At 56.9% G+C, this 15,519-nt stretch carries 8 protein-coding genes; 5 read left to right on the top strand and 3 right to left on the bottom strand.

All coding sequences use genetic code 11. The features are described from left to right. Positions 1 to 11: 11 nt before the first annotated feature. The 3 genes from WW58_RS02565 (at position 12) to menD (ending at position 4,694) form a co-directional block, all read left to right on the top strand. Complete coding sequence (locus WW58_RS02565) at positions 12 to 1,214, top strand: MalY/PatB family protein (protein ID WP_046435155.1); 1,203 nt, start codon at positions 12 to 14, stop codon at positions 1,212 to 1,214. 226 nt (positions 1,215 to 1,440) lie between these two features. Next, on the top strand, positions 1,441 to 3,093 hold the full coding sequence (gene metG, locus WW58_RS02560) for a methionine--tRNA ligase (RefSeq protein WP_046435245.1): 1,653 nt from the start codon (positions 1,441 to 1,443) through the stop codon (positions 3,091 to 3,093). Positions 3,094 to 3,098: 5 nt separating this feature from the next. After that, entirely contained in the window at positions 3,099 to 4,694 is a 1,596-nt protein-coding gene (gene menD, locus WW58_RS02555; RefSeq protein ID WP_046435153.1) for a 2-succinyl-5-enolpyruvyl-6-hydroxy-3-cyclohexene-1-carboxylic-acid synthase, read from the top strand. Positions 4,695 to 5,121: 427 nt separating this feature from the next. On the opposite strand, the gene WW58_RS02550 is transcribed toward menD, so the two are convergent. Beyond that, complete coding sequence (locus WW58_RS02550; RefSeq protein ID WP_046435244.1) at positions 5,122 to 6,432, bottom strand: malic enzyme-like NAD(P)-binding protein; 1,311 nt, start codon at positions 6,430 to 6,432, stop codon at positions 5,122 to 5,124. A 176-nt stretch (positions 6,433 to 6,608) separates the two neighbouring features. On the opposite strand from WW58_RS02550, the gene WW58_RS02545 reads away from it, so the two are divergent. Together WW58_RS02545 and WW58_RS12820 are read left to right on the top strand one after the other, a co-directional pair. Next, the gene (locus WW58_RS02545; protein ID WP_046435151.1) at positions 6,609 to 10,985 is read left to right on the top strand and encodes a DUF6288 domain-containing protein; all 4,377 of its coding nucleotides are present in this window, start codon (positions 6,609 to 6,611) and stop codon (positions 10,983 to 10,985) included. Positions 10,986 to 11,249: 264 nt separating this feature from the next. Next, positions 11,250 to 12,146: a glycoside hydrolase family 16 protein gene (locus WW58_RS12820; protein WP_179219194.1), complete on the top strand. Its 897-nt coding sequence runs from the start codon at positions 11,250 to 11,252 to the stop codon at positions 12,144 to 12,146. A gap of 179 nt (positions 12,147 to 12,325) precedes the next feature. On the opposite strand, the gene WW58_RS02535 is transcribed toward WW58_RS12820, so the two are convergent. After that, positions 12,326 to 15,373, bottom strand: coding sequence for a type III restriction-modification system endonuclease (locus tag WW58_RS02535; protein ID WP_046435149.1), 3,048 nt, complete (start codon positions 15,371 to 15,373; stop codon positions 12,326 to 12,328). After that, positions 15,370 to 15,504 (bottom strand): hypothetical protein, encoded by a 135-nt coding sequence (locus WW58_RS12815; protein ID WP_257228165.1) that lies wholly within the window; start codon positions 15,502 to 15,504, stop codon positions 15,370 to 15,372. The genes WW58_RS02535 and WW58_RS12815 overlap by 4 nt, the downstream gene beginning before the upstream one ends. Positions 15,505 to 15,519 lie beyond the last annotated feature (15 nt).

Here is a 15,519-nt window from a genome sequence, read left to right as displayed (position 1 = left end):
ACAAACCTTCCATGCAGTACGATTTTGACGAAGTAATTGAGCGCCGCGGCACCGGAGCCCTGAAATATGAAGCGCTGCTTCCCCGCTGGGGCCGGGACGACCTGATTCCCCTGTGGGTGGCAGACATGGACTTCAGGACGCCTCCCTTCATCATGGAAGCTATCCGACGCCGCTGCGAGCACGAAATCCTGGGATATACCGTCAAGCCCCGCGCTTTCTTTGAAGCCATCAGGGACTGGGTGGACCGACGCCACGGGTGGAAGGTGAACGCCTCGGAAATAGGCTTCGCTCCGGGCATTGTTCCCGGCATTTCCAGCGCCATCCAATGCTTTACGGAACCGGGGGACAAAATCATGATCCAGCCTCCGGTGTACCACCCCTTTGCCATGATCATCCGGGAAAACGGCCGGGAAATCGTCAACAATCCCCTCATTCTGGAAAACGGCCGCTACCGCATGGACTTCAACCACATGCAGGAAGCCGTGCATGGCTGCCGCATGTTCATCCTGTGCAATCCCCACAACCCCGGAGGCCGCGTATGGAGTCCGGAGGAATTGCGCCGCGTGGCTGAAATCTGTACGGCAAACGGCACGCTGGTCGTTTCTGATGAAATCCATGCGGATCTGACCCTTCCCGGCCGCAGGCACACCGTATTCGCCACCGTTTCCGAACAGGCCCGCATGAACTCCGTCACCTACATGGCGCCCAGCAAGACCTTCAACGTGCCCGGCCTGGGCAGTTCCTACGTGATTTGCCAGAATCCGGACCTGTTCGCGAAATACCAGGACTTTGTCAGCGGCAGGGAGCTTGCGGAAGGGCACGTTTTCGCGTACGACGGGCTCATCAGCGCCTATTCAGGCCCGGAAGGGGAGGAATGGCTGGCCCAGGCGCTGGACTACATTCAGGAAAACATCCGCTTCATTGACGCGGAACTGCGCCGCCGCATGCCCAAAATCAAGGCCATCATGCCGGATGCCTCCTACCTGGTCTTTCTGGACTGCCGGGAACTGAACCTTTCCCAGAAGGAACTGGTGGCGTTTTTTGTGGACGGCGCGCGCCTGGCTCTCAACGACGGTTCCATCTTCGGCAAGGAAGGGGAAGGCTTCATGCGCCTGAACGCGGGATGTCCCCGCTCGATTCTGGAACGGGCGCTCAGCCAGCTGGAGGAAGCCTATGAAAACCGCGGCTTCCGGCAACAACAATCACAAAATTAAAGACACGCCTCACGCTCCCCGGCAATGGAATTCATTTCCGGAACCATGCATTGGGGGAATTTTCCAGGGGACATCCGGCCCCGCCGTATTTTCTCCTGTTGAGCCCCTTGCGGAGAAGGCTGCGGCGCGGTGGAAAGGGAATATCCGCACACCCCCTTCCGCCGTTTCGCCCGCGGCCCCCCTTACTTTCCCATCCCATGCTGAAAAACACGCCCGGGATGCCGCCATGACTTTGCTTGCAAAACGGCAGGAAAGGAGTATCGTCCCCCGCATGTACTATATCACCACGGCCATTGACTACACCAACGGACCGCCCCACATCGGGCACGCTTATGAAAAAGTCCTGGCGGACGTTCTCGCGCGCTGGCACCGGATGAAGGGGGAGGAAGTCTATTTCCTGACCGGGGTGGACCAGCATGGGCAGAAAGTGCAGCAGACGGCTGAAAAGCTGGGCATTACGCCGCAGGAGCATGTCAACAATATCACGGGGCAATTCCTGGCGCTGTGGGACCGCCTGGGAATCAGCAATGACGGATGGGCCTCCACGACGGATCCGCGCCACAAGGCCTGCGTGCAGAAAATCCTGACGGACCTGAAGGATAAGGGCCAGCTTTACAAAAAATCCTACAAGGGATTCTACTCCGTGCGCCAGGAACAGTTCCTGACGGACAAGGAACGGGACGCGGAAGGCAACTTCGGCCCGGAATGGGGGGAAGTGGTGGAACTGGAGGAAGAAAACTGGTATTTCCGCCTGACCGACCATGTGGAATGGATGAAGCAGTTCGTGGAAAAGAGCAGTGATTTTGTCCTTCCGTCCTTCCGCAAGGCGGAAGTGCTCAACGCCATTGACTTTGACTCGGACCTCTGCATTTCCCGCCCCAAGAGCCGCCTTTCCTGGGGAATCGAGTTCCCGTTCGACCCCGAATTCGTCACCTACGTCTGGTTTGACGCCCTGATCAACTACATTTCCTTCGCCGGCTACCTGGCGGAGCCGGACAGCGGCCTGCCGGATTTTGCCAAGCTCTGGCCCGCGGACTGCGAAGTCATCGGCAAAGACATCCTGGTGCCCGCCCACGGCGTGTACTGGCCCGCCATGCTGCATGCCATGGGCTTCTCCGACGAGGAAATGCCCACCCTGCTCGTGCACGGCTGGTGGAACATCAACGGGGAAAAAATGTCCAAATCCATCGGCAACGTGGTGGACCCCAACCTGCTGGCGGAACAGTTCGGCCCGGAACCCGTGCGCTATTACCTGGTGCGGGACATCACCACCGGGAAGGACGCCAACTTTGATGCGGACCGCCTGGTCATGCTGTACAATACGGAGCTGGCCAACGACCTCGGCAACCTGTGCAACCGCTCCATCAATATGACGCGCCGCTATTGCGATTCCGTTATCTCCGGCGCGGAGGCATATGATGACGAAGCCTCCAGGGCCCTGCGCGCCACCATGGACCAGGCCGTCACCCTGTTTTCCAAATACATGGACGACAACATGGTCTCCGATGCCCTGGCGGCCCTGAACGCCCAGGTTTCCGCCTGCAACGCGTACATTGAGCAGCAGCAGCCCTGGCAGCTGGCCAAGGATGAAGCCTCCGCCCCACGCCTCCGCTGCGTGCTGCGCCATTTGCTGGAATGCTGCGCCCAGACGGGCTATCTCATCGGCTGCGTCCTCCCTGACGCCTCCGCCCGCATTCTGGACCAGCTCAACGCCGGGGACCTGTTCCGGAGCCTTACGCCGGCCGCGCTGGAGTGGGGAATCCTCCCCGCAGGGCACCGCATCAATGAGCCCGCCCCCGTCTTTCCCCGCATTCTTTCGGATGAGGAAAAGGCCAAACTGGCTGAAAAAGCGGCCAGGGCGGCAAAAAAACAAGGCTGATTCCCGTGAACTCCCCCGCATCCTTCGTCAAATCCCTGCTGGCCCAATGCTGCCTGGGCGGCATTTGCGAGTGGGTGGTCTGCCCCGGCGCGCGCAACATGGCGCTGCTTCAGGTGCTGGCTGCCGCGGAGGATCTGGTGAAATGGACTCACTTTGACGAACGGTCCGCCGCCTTCTTTGCGCTGGGCCGCATTCAGGATATGGGGCTGCCCGTGGCCGTGGTCACTACCTCCGGAACGGCAGCGGCGGAACTGCTCCCCGCCGTGGTGGAGGCCTACTACCAGCGCCGCCCCCTGCTCCTGCTCACGGCGGACCGCCCGGCGGCCTGCCGGGGTTCCGCCGCACCCCAAGCCATCGAACAGGCGGATCTGTTCGGCATTTACGCACCCACAATTGACCTGGAAACGCCGGAAAGCCTGCCGGAAGACATTCTGCAAGACTGGGATTACGCCTCCCCCCTCCACATCAACGTGTGCCTGCCGGACCCGGACCCTGCCTGGAACCCCGGCAGCTGCGACCTTTACCCGGCGGAACCTCCGGAGGAAAACGGATTCCGGGGCTCCCTGGCAGAACTGGCCCGGGTCCTGCGCTTCAAATCGCGCGACGGGCTGGTAGTCATGATCGGCGGCCTGGACCCCACGGAACAGGCCCCGGCCCGGTGGCTGGCCAACGAACTGAAAGCCCCCGTGGTGGCGGACGCCACCTCCGGGCTCCGGGAAGAGCTGGCCCATCTGGCCCTGACGGACGCGGACGCCCTGCTGAGGGAACATCCGCCCGCCGTCCTGCTTAGATTAGGGGACGTGCCCGTGGGCCGCTTCTGGCGCGACCTAGAGGACATTCCAGCCACGGAAGTCTTCTCCGTCACCCGCACCGGCTTCTCCGGGCTGGCCCGCCCCTCCACCGTCGTCACCGGAAATCTGGAGGCTATTCTGCATGCGCTGGGGGATATAGATACCGTGGGCGACGTGAACGGACTGCGCTCCATGAACAAACGCAGAAAAGCCCTGATGGAGGAACTGCTCATCACCTGCCCGGAAAGCGAACAGGCCATGGTGCGCTCCTTCTCCTGCTTTGCCGCGGACGGAGACTGCATTTACCTGGGCAACTCCATGCCCGTGCGGTACTGGAACAGCTTCGCCCAGACAGCCATCCCCACGGAAAACGTCCGCGCCAACCGGGGAGCCAACGGAATTGACGGGCAAATCTCCGGTTTTCTGGGGGTCTCCGCCCGCTGCTCCCGTTCCTGGGCCCTCGTGGGCGACCTGACCGCCATGTATGATTCCAATGCCCTGGCGCTCCTTCCCCAACTGGACAGGGGCACCCGCGTCCTCGGCGTCATCAATAACGGGGGCGGCGGCATCTTCCGCGCCCTGCCCGGGGCGGACGGACACTCCGAAGCCATGAGGAAACTGCTGGTGCAACCCCACGCCCATTCCTTCAAGGCCATTGCGGAACAATGGGGAATGCGCTACCTGGCGATCCGCACGGCGGAGGACTTCGACCAGCTTGATTCCCTGGAGGAAAACAGCCAGACGCTTGTAGAACTTATCCCGGACAGGGAACAGACGGAACAGATGCGCCTCCGGCTGGCTAACGCCTAAATGAAGACAAGCCTTTACCAAAGACCGGAGCGAAGACGATCCTCCGCCCGGCCATATCTTGCGGTTCTCTCCACATGGCTTGAAAATACCAGATAAAAATAACATTTCCTCCATCTGACCATAGGGGAATTTCTTTCTTGCCTGACGAAGAGAAGAAAACAGCCTCACTATGGTGGTATTCACCAAGCCGCATTCAACAGGGAAACGCCGGGCAACAGCATGTCCGTCTTAATTCATACGGAAGGAAGCGTCGCCCGCAATCCCTCTTTCCGCCTCCAGAATGCTCTGATGCAGTATCCCCGCCAAACAAACACTTCCCTGTACGGGCATGCAAAAACCGGGCGGAACATCAGTCCACCCGGTTTTTGCAACCGCCCGGCGCGAACGCCGGAGGCATGGGTTTTCCGGCTTCCCGCCGGGATCCCCGTTAAAGGTAGCTGCGCACCACGCCGGCGACGCGTTCACGTGCCGCGGCAATGCGCTTGCGCAATTCCAGCGTATAGGCCTCCATATCCCGGATGGGGGACTGGGCCACGCCGGAAATCATGGCCGCCTGGGCTACCGCCGGGCATTCCCATTCAATGATGCGGGGATCAATGGGCTTGGGAATCACGTAATCGATGCCGAAGCTGAGCGGGGCTCCCCCGTAAAGGTCAATCACCTCCTGAGGAACGGGTTCCTTCGCCAGATCAGCCAGGGAGCGGGCGGCGGCGATCTTCATCTGTTCATTGATGACAGAAGCGCGCACATCCAGGGCGGCACGGAAAATAAAGGGGAAGCAGGAAACATTGTTCACCTGGTTGGGCCAGTCGGAACGTCCGGATCCCATGATGCAGTCAGGCCGCGCTTTTTTGGCATCCTGGTAAGTGATTTCCGGGTCCGGATTCGCACAGGCGAAAATGATGGGGGAAGGAGCCATAAGCTTGACCATGTCCTGCGTGAGCAATCCCTTGGTGGAAAGCCCCAGGAACACGTCCGCTCCGGTGAGGGCCTCCTCCAGGGAACAATCTTCCGACTGGGAGAACTGGGCTTTCGTGGCGTGCAGGTCAATGCGCCCGGTATGAATCAGCCCCTTGGAGTCAAACATATAGATATGTTCGCGGCGCACTCCCAGCGTCATGTAGAACTTGGCGCAAGAAATGCCGGCGGCCCCGGCCCCGACGACGACGACCTTCATATCCTCCAGCTTGCGGCCCGTCAACTCGGCTGCGTTCAAAAGGGCGGCGCCGGAGATCACCGCCGTTCCATGCTGATCGTCATGGAACACGGGAATATTCATCTCCTGGCGGAGGCGTTCCTCCACCATGAAGCATTCCGGAGCCTTGATGTCCTCCAGATTAATAGCGCCAAAGGTGGGCTCCATGGTCTTGATCGTTTCAATCAGCTTTTCCGGCTCCTTCACGTTCAGCTCAATGTCAAAAACGTCAATGTCCGCGAATACCTTGAACAAAACGCCCTTGCCTTCCATCACCGGCTTGGCCGCATCAGGGCCGATATTGCCCAGCCCCAAAACGGCGGTGCCGTTGGTAATCACGCCCACCAGATTGGAACGTCCGGTATACAGGGCGCTCTGGGAAGGATCTTCCTGAATGCGGAGACAGGGTTCGGCCACGCCCGGGGAATAGGCAAGCGTCAAATCCCGTTGTGAAAAGCAGGGCTTGCAGGGAAGCGTTTCCACCTTGCCGGGGCGGGGCTGGGAATGATACTGCAAGGCGTCTAATCTAATATCGGAACTCATGATTGTAATGGAAAAACAAAAAAGCGAGCCTTGCTTGCACCACATAATCGCCATGCATTCAAGCAAATAATCAATTAATCGCGTCACACGTTCCGGCCCCTGAAAACCTCTTTTTACATTGAAGGAAGCCTCCGGATATGCTAATAGGCAGTCGGATAATCACCTGTCATGTGACCATGGAACATACGCCTTCTCTCCCTTCCGGATTTAATATCAACGGCTATCTTATCCAATCCCTGAAGCAGACGGATTCCCTCTGCCATGTCTATTACGCTTCGGATGCCGACCATGTTCCATACCTGCTCCGCGAATTCTGTCCCCAGGGGCTCGCTGTGCGCGACCCGGAAAGCGGAAAACTGCGCTATCCGGAAAACACGGATATTGAACGGGAAGTTCTTCCGCTGAAAAATGATTTCGAAGCGCAGTTCCGCACAGGATCCCTGGGGGAAATCCCCGCTCTGGGCACCCTGTACCTGGTTTATGCCATTCCCGGCGGCCATGCCGCCGCGCAGCCGGCCTCCGGCACGGTCGTCCCGCCGGCATCCCGCTTCCAGCGTGATCAGCGTACCTTGACCACTCCCGGAACCGGGGCGACGCCCGTTCATGCGGGCACCCTTCCCCCGCCGCGGAAAAAGAAGAACTCCGCCGGCATATGGATTCTCATCCTGCTCCTGCTGGGAGGCGCATGCGGGACCTACTATTTCACCCGGAACCCCGAGGAAAAATCCGCCTCTGCCCAGGAGCCGGAGCCCCCCCAAGCCAACAGGGAAAAGAAGGAAGACGCCAAACCGGAAAAGAAAGCCGCCCTGCCCGCCGTGAAGGAGGAAGCCGCCCCCAAACAGGAAAACGCCGCGAACACCTCCTCATCCGGCCCTGCGGAGCAGCCGGAAAAGACTCCGCCGGCCATTTCCTCCGGGGAACGGAATGAAGATGCCCCGGGAGCTTTAGAGGAAAAATCCGCAGCCGACCCTGCACAGCCTGACGAAAACACTTCTGCCCCGGCAGATGACGCTGCGAACGGAAAACAGCCGGAACCGCAGCATCCCGCCAACCGGAAGGAATCACAGGCGGAACAGACCGCCGCCAAACCTGCGCCCGTAGTGCGTCCGCGCGGGAAAGCCGCCAGGCAAACGACCAATATGGGGGATGTGAACGCCTATGTGAAAAAATTCGCCAAGCCCATGCCGCTGAACCAGTGGAGAAAACAATACGCAGAGCTGTACACGAGCTGGTTCGGCAACTCCGAGGAAGTAGCCAAAGGCTGGATCACCACCTTCGGCCCTCTGGGCTTCCGCGCCCGCGGCCTGGACGCCTCCTGGCCGGACACGAACTTCCGCGGCTTCTTCCCTAAAACCATGCTGGACCCCAACGGGGAACCCGTGGCGAACCTTTACACGGTCACCCAGGTGATTGAGGGTTCCCCTGCCGAAAAATACGTCAAGGAAGGAGACCTGATCCTGGGCATTGACGGACACCTCTTCAAAACGTCGCAAAGCCTGGACGTGCTTTACGGCCCTTATCAGCATCAGAACAGGCGCGGCCTGGACATGCACGCGGGCCTTCTGGTGGACAAGGCGGAAGGAGCCGGAAAAATCACCCTGAACCTCATTCCCGCGGAAAGCGTGGAAAAAATCCAGGGCATCCAGCCCCTCTGGAAGGAAGTCTTCCGGGAGGAACAGGCTAAAAAGCCCGTTTCCCTTTCCATTCCGGTAGAGGGCGGCCAGCAGGTGCGCCTGCGCGTGGATGACGGCGGCAACGGCATCGGCAGCGACGGCTTCGAATGGTCGGATCTGAGGCTGGAAGGCCCCGGCGGAACCGTTCCGCTGACCAAAGCCCAGCAATACACCGTGGGTTACGGAGAAGCCAGGTACGACGCCAAAAGCAAAATATGGCAGGCGCACGCCGTCTCTTCCCTGGTCTTTGATATCCCCAAGGGTGACTGGAACCTTAAAGGAACGGGAACCCCCAGGTGGTCCGCCTCCGTGGGCGTGACCGTACAGGTGGGCGGCTCCTCCGCCCTGCCGGACGCAGTGAAGAAATATGTGAAAAACGTCACCTTCAAAATCCCCCAGCTTGGTTCCTATGCCCTCGGCTTCCCCAAAAATTGCGCCAAGAGCAAGGCGGTAGTCCACATGATGAGCGAATGGCTGGCGGCCCAGCAGCGCGAGGACGGCTCTTGGGAACGCCCGGGCGGCTACTGCGGCAACCATTATGATACAGGCTGGGCCGGCCTGGCCCTGATGGCCACGGGCAACCCTAAGTATGACCCCGCCATTAAAAAAGCGGCTCAGTACATCGCCTTCTCCGGCTCCCAATGCTGGTGGGCCGTCCCCCAGGCTTCCGCGGGCATCTTCCTGTGCGAATACTGGCTGCGCTACCGGGACAACTCCGTGCTTCCGGCCATCCGCAACAGCGTGCAGCGCATGAAAAACGAAGTTCTTTATGGGGACTTCGTCACCGGCCACGGCATTCACCCGGGCTACCGGGGAACAGGCGTCAGCATCGGAGGTTCCCACATGTGCCTGTTCCTGGCGCTGGCCAGCAAAACTCCGGCGCGCACGGAAGACGGCGTGCTGGACAAAATGATGGACCATGCCCAGTCCATCTGCCCCACCGGCATGGGGCCCTATGGCCGCATGACGGAAACCTTCACCTTTGAACCCGACCGTGAATGCGGGGGAACCTACTCCGGCCGTCACGGCCCGTACTACATCGCCTCCCTCATCTGCGGCGGACCGGAGCTGTACACAAAAAACAGCCGCATCATGTATGGGGAAGGCCCCATCGGCGGCTGTGACCAGGGCCACTCCTCCGAGACGCTCTCCATCATGTGGGCTCTCCCCGCCTACTGGCGAACCAATCCGGAAGCATATTACAAAAACATGGAGGCTTTCCGGTGGAAACTGACGCTGCTGCGCCCCTTTGACGGCGGCATGATGCAGAACCCCAACCGCCTGGAACTAATGACGGCGGACTCCGTCATCGGCACCTACATCCGCACCAGCATCTGGATCACGGCCCTCTGCGCGGAACGCCAGAATCTGGCAATTACGGGCAAGCCTGAATTCCAGGCCAAAACGTTCCGGAAGGTGCCCCCCATCATTGACACGGAATCCCGCTTCCTGAACACCTACGTGCGCAACTGGTCCATGGTAAACGCTGCGCTTGGAACCAAGGCCCCCGCCTCCCTGAAATCCGCCATCCGGGAATTGAAAAATATTCCGGTGGAACAGGGCTGCCGCTTTAAGCTTATCAATGTCGTCAACAACCGAGCCCTCCCCATCGCCAAGGCCATCATGGAAATTCCCGGGGTGGACCAGCTCACCAGGGCTACCTGCGCGGAAATGATTCTGGGCATGGATGTGCGCATTTTCTTTGAACCCAAGCTCAACGACGGTAACCCCCAGCCCGGGGAATATTCTCTGAACGTGGACGTCCAGCAGCCTCTGGGCGGCCGCGCCCTGGGGCTTCACCGCGACAAGGAGCTGGAAGGGAAAGCCAACTCCGCCTACAAATATGATTTTGCCGGCACGGTGCAATTCAGCGACACGACCACCTTCTCCCCCATGGAAACCATTTCCTGGACGCCCAATTCCAAATTCGGCGGCCAATGGAACGTCTACTCCTACAAGAAGGAACTCAGCGGCCCAACCCAGCCGGGCGTGCAAAAAATGAACGCCAAAATCAAATGGCGCGTCAATGACCTGGAGGTGGAATACGACCGCCCCATTGCCGTGGGCGGCTTTGAAGTGGGATGTGCAGAAAAGGCCCTCTCAGTCACCAACTGCAACCATCTGTGGGTGCCGGGCATCCTGATCCGGGATCACGGCAACTGGGGCTGCTCCTTCCATCTGCCGGACGGAACCTACATTTCCGCGGCCTCTCAGGGCAACCAGATAGAGGTGTACGACAAAACGGATAAAAAGAAGGAAAAAACCTGGGTTTCCCCGAATGACTCCTGCCTGACTCAGGGTTCCCGCTGCCTGTTCCGCGTTTCCACGGACTGGCACGGCCTGGAATGCCGCGTGCGTGAACTGAAACTGCTGGGAAGTTCCACGGAGGAAGTGGAGGACTACAAGCTGAAAGCCTCCACCGGAGGCCGTGTGGACACGGCCAAACTGATGGACCGGGACGCCACTACCGTTGAGGAACTGGACGCTTCCCCCACGGAAGACGAGCCCCTGGTGCTGGAACTCACCCTGAAATCCCCTGCCGCCCTGCGCGCCGTGGACATCAAGATTGAAAAGGGCCACAACCGCCTCATCATTGAGGCCTACAAGGGAGGCAAGTGGATCCCCATCCACTGGGGTTCCCTGGGAGCCTCCACCGCCGGCGTCAGCGATGCGCAGAAAGCCATGTACGCCAATGAACCGGAAGTGCTGCGCATGCTCCAGCTTCCGGGCAACGGATTCATCAAATGCATGCGAACATTTGACCCCGTCACCACCAACAGGCTGCGCGTCAAACTCTTCCAGAAGGGCGGAAAAGTCCGCCTTGCGGAACTGCACGTGTACAAAGCGAACGCCGCCAAAAATATGGCTCTCCGCTCTTAAGCTGCGGCCGCCCGCAGCTGGAAATGACAAAAAGCCTTTGTGATAAGAGAATCCCGGCAGGAGCGCCAATCGCAGCGCCCCTGCCGGGAAAACAGAGCAATCCCTTTTAGGGACGGAGGGAATTTCCTTCTCCATGCCGAGGCCGCCTGCCAATTTTTTGTCTATTGACACTCAGCGGCGCCCGCCCTATATTTTCTCATGATGTTCATCAGAACGGCACTCCTTTTTCCTCTTCTCTTTCTCTCACTTTCAGCATCTTCCGTCATGGCAGCGACTCCCTGGGCATCCGACAGGAACTGGGAACTCGTTTTTGAAGACGACTTTGACGGCTCATCTCTGAACGAACATAACTGGAGCCGCATTGATTACGTAGGCTATAACGCCCCGGACTGGCGCAAGTACCAATCCCGGGACGAAAGCCTTGTGGAATTCCGGGAAAAGGACGGCAACTCCGCCATGACCTTGTGGGGAAAATACGGGGACTACACTACTCAAACCAACCAGACCGCACCGGCCAAAACATACGCCTGCGGAGGGGTATATTCCCTGAAAACCTTCTCCTTCCAATATGGCTACGTAGAAGTCCGCGCCAGATTCGATTGCGTGCAGGGCGTCTGGCCGGCCATCTGGATGATGCCCAAATCCGACAGCATCGGCTGGCCTGTCGGAGGGGAAATTGACATCATGGAACACCTGAATTACGAAGGCCGTGTTTACCAGACAATCCACTGGTCGCAAAACGGCGTTCCCAATCAGGATAAATCCCAGGGGGTCACCCCCGGTTGGAACGATGGTGCTGAAAAAGCAAACTGGCATACCTACGGGATGGAATGGACGGAAGAAGGCATCACCTTTTATGTGGATGGAAAAGCAACCGGTTCATTCAAAAAGCCCAATAACGCAAACTGGCCCTTTGACAAGGACGGAAACGAATTCTACCTGATCATCGACCAGCAGATTGGAGGCAACTGGGTGGAAAATGCAGGAGTTAATAAGGGAATCGACCAGAATACGCTGGCCAATTCCGGAGCCGCATTCGACATCGATTATGTCAAAGTCTATTCCTCAAGCATCTACAACCACCTCGTTCCGGAACCCGCTGTGGCTTCTCTGGGCCTGTTTGGAGCAGCCTTGCTGGCGGCTCGCCGCAAAAGAATCTGATCGCCCACACACCTTTTCCTTTTGTTCCTCCCTGCCGCGGGAATAAATCTTCCGCGCCGTCTCCGGTTGCTTCCGGGCTGCTTCCGTAAAGTTTCATCATCGGGCGGAGTATGAAAAGCAAAGCCGCCTCATGCCACGCGTATTTCGCATCATTCGAATCTTCTCTATATATAAAAGCGTCACTTAATGACGATGTCCATCAGTTTCTTGTAACTGTCCACTACGTCATAGACCACATTTCCATTGCTGATAGCCCTGAAATGCTCCCGCGCGCAGTGAATCTTGGACTGCTCAATCAGACGGAGCTGCATAGAGGACATAGAGCCTTTGGTTTCCGCCACGAAGTAAATGTGCTTCACAGTGCCTTCGTAGAATGCAATCGCCCAGTCCGGATTATACTTACCAACAGGAGTGGAAATGTAGAATCCATCCGGCAACTTCACATATACTGCGACATCCTTATTGGTGTCGAGGTCGGTTGCAAAGTCACGCTCGTTGGTAGAGTCGTAAACGATATGGTCATACAGGTGGCGGTTCGCCTTCATTGCGTTCAAGCCCAGCTTGCCCTTGATGGTAGGCTCGGTGAAGATGTCTGTGCCATAACGCTCATCCAGAACATCGTAGGTAATATGCTCAATGACGGCGGTTGCTTTTTCGTCATTGATAAGGGCAGCAGCCTTGATGATGAATTCTTCCGGGTTGTCCTTGAACTGATTGAACACAGACGGCTGAATACCCTTTAGAATGGCAATGACAGCCTTGCGGGTGAGTCCAGTTTCATCTACCAATTTGCCGACCAGGTCATACTTCACATTACTGCTTGCGTGAATGGTTGCACCGTAAGTTCCGGATTCCTCTTTCACAAAGGATGCACCGCTTTCCAGCTCAGCCTTGGACTTAATCTGCTCCATAGCGCCCGTTTCTACCTTAAAGTAAATCTTAGATACACGAAGTTTTCTATCCAACGCATCAATGGACTTACGCACCAGTTCATCTGTATCGAAATCAACCACATAAACGCTCTTGGCATTGATTCTGTTCCACAATGCCTTGAACTCCGGCATTGCGAGTTTGTCCTCGTCCACGGTGAGTTCCACATTATTGCTGCGAGCGTTTTCGGGTTGCATTGCCTTGGCGTCATAGATGGAGTCGATGATACCGATAACGCTTTCGGCAGAACCTGCAACCTCATCCGTCAGCTTGATTTCGCCATTTGCCTTATCTTCGTAATACTTGTCGGTCAGCGAGCCTTGCTTGTCAATGTAGCCTTCCATACGCATACCCAGCCAAATTTCTCTGGCAACATCCTCAGTGATAACATCGGTGCTGCCCTGGGCATCGGTAATAGTCCTGCCCATAAAGAGTTCCGGCGTAACTGCCTTTGGACGGTTTGCAACGGCATCAGCAAGTTCGGACTGAAGTCCCTTTGCGAAACTGTCATAGCTTTCGCTGGCGATAACGGTCAACACATTGATGTTGTGAACATCGTTTCCGAGAACGCCGGAATCCATACGCTCACCGTCCTGGTTTACGCACAGACGCAGACCACGACCAACTTCCTGGCGTTTTCTCACATCAGAGCCGGACTGTTTCAGCGTACAGATCTGGAATACATTCGGGTTATCCCAACCTTCACGCAGAGCGGAGTGAGAGAAAATAAAACGCACAGGCGAACGCTTCGGATTGCGGTCAAGGAGCAGTTCCTTGTTTTTCATAATCAAATCGTAAGCGTCAATATCGTCCGAGGTGGTTTCCTTCTTTGCCAACTTACAGTCTATCATCTTGCCTTTCTTGTCCACGGAGAAGTAACCTGCGTGGGTTGCGGAAGGCTTGATGGAATTCAAATACTTAATGTATTCGTCCTCGCCGATGACAGACTGGAGGTTTCCGATAATATCGGTGTATTCCTCCTCAAACATTTTTGCGTAGATGCCGTTACCAGACTGTCCGGCTGCATCGTACACCTTGTACTTGGCAACCTCGTCAATGAAGAACAGGGACAGCACCTTGATGCCCTTATAGAACAACTGGCGCTCACGCTGAATGTGAGAGAGGATGGTTTCACGAATCTGAATACGGCGAAGCTGGTTTTCATCCACCTTGCCGATAACATCACCTGCGTACAGCTTGATGCCGTTGAGGAACTCAATGGAGTCGTCTCTGCCGTCAATGTGCTTAACGACAAAATTGTTCTTGTATTCCTCCATGTGGCCGGAATGATCGTAAAGATTAAATCCCTCTGCTACAGTACGGCTTACTTTACGGATACCGCTTGCGCCCTTCATATCGAACTGAATGGTTGCGGTAGGGTCCTTCTTGGAAAGGTTGATGCTTTCCAGATAAACATAGCCGTCTGTAGCAGTACTGCCCGTTTCGGTAATACCCTTAACGGCTATCTTCTTAACAAGTCGCTTATTGTACGCCTCCATCGCGTCCAGACGGTAAATCATGTTGTAGATGCTGTCTGATTTGTGGGTTGCGGAGTAGCGGAGGGTAAACAGCGGGCAGAATTCCTTCAAACGCTCCCTGGTCTGTTTGCCTTCAACGGACTGCGGCTCGTCAATAATCAGAATCGGGTTGGTCTTGGCAATCATATCAATCGGACGGCGGGAACGGAACTCGTCCAGTTTCATGTAAATTCTTCTGACATCCTTGCCCCTGGCGTTGAATGCCTGGGAATTGATAATCATGACATTGATGGAACTGTCGGAGGCGAAGCGATCAATCTCCGTCAGCTGGGCGGAGTTATAAACAAAAAATCGTACTTTCTTGCCGTATTCCTCGGCAAAATGCTCCTGGGTCATCTGGAAAGATTTATAGACACCCTCGCGGATAGCCACGCTGGGCACAACCACAATGAACTTGCTCCAGCCGTAGCACCTGTTCAGTTCATACATGGTTTTGATATAGGTATACGTCTTGCCCACTCCCGTTTCCATTTCAATCGTCAGATTGAACCGCCCCTCCAGCTTCAGCGAAGGCGCAATCTGATGCGCACTCTGAATCGTCTGAATATGCCCCAGAATCACCTCATCGGACAGCTCCGGCACCAGTTTTTGATTGCTCCAGCCCGTGAAATTCCTGTCCTCCTCCAGTCCCATCTGATAAGCCCCGTCCCCCCTGTCCATCATATAGGTCGGCGTCAGATACGGCTGACCCGCGAACACATCCACCACCGCCTTGGCCGCATCTTCCTGAAACTGCTGGTGCTTGAATTGCAGTTTCATGATAGCTCGCCTCCGTCTTCCTCGGATAATTGTTCCTCAAGAAGTTTTTTTTCAAATTGGCTAAACACTGTTTCGCCAATTTGAATCGTGGAATACATATGTTCTGTTTTCCGGATTTCGTTTTTATCCATTTTGAAACCTCCTTC

It is taken from the genome of Akkermansia sp. UNK.MGS-1 (assembly GCF_000980515.1).
Classification (GTDB): Bacteria; Verrucomicrobiota; Verrucomicrobiia; order Verrucomicrobiales; family Akkermansiaceae; genus Akkermansia; species Akkermansia muciniphila.
The sequence above is the reverse complement of the archived record's forward strand: the minus strand, read 5'-3'. Positions and strand labels throughout refer to the sequence as shown.

Coding starts and splice junctions, on each gene's coding strand:
- WW58_RS02565 (WP_046435155.1), top strand. CDS start 12: ATGCAGTACGATTTTGACGAAGTAATTGAGCGCCGCGGCACCGGAGCC.
- metG (WP_046435245.1), top strand. CDS start 1,441: ATGACTTTGCTTGCAAAACGGCAGGAAAGGAGTATCGTCCCCCGCATG.
- WW58_RS02550 (WP_046435244.1), bottom strand. CDS start 6,432: ATGAGTTCCGATATTAGATTAGACGCCTTGCAGTATCATTCCCAGCCC.
- WW58_RS02545 (WP_046435151.1), top strand. CDS start 6,609: ATGGAACATACGCCTTCTCTCCCTTCCGGATTTAATATCAACGGCTAT.
- WW58_RS12820 (WP_179219194.1), top strand. CDS start 11,250: ATGGCAGCGACTCCCTGGGCATCCGACAGGAACTGGGAACTCGTTTTT.
- WW58_RS02535 (WP_046435149.1), bottom strand. CDS start 15,373: ATGAAACTGCAATTCAAGCACCAGCAGTTTCAGGAAGATGCGGCCAAG.
- WW58_RS12815 (WP_257228165.1), bottom strand. CDS start 15,504: ATGGATAAAAACGAAATCCGGAAAACAGAACATATGTATTCCACGATT.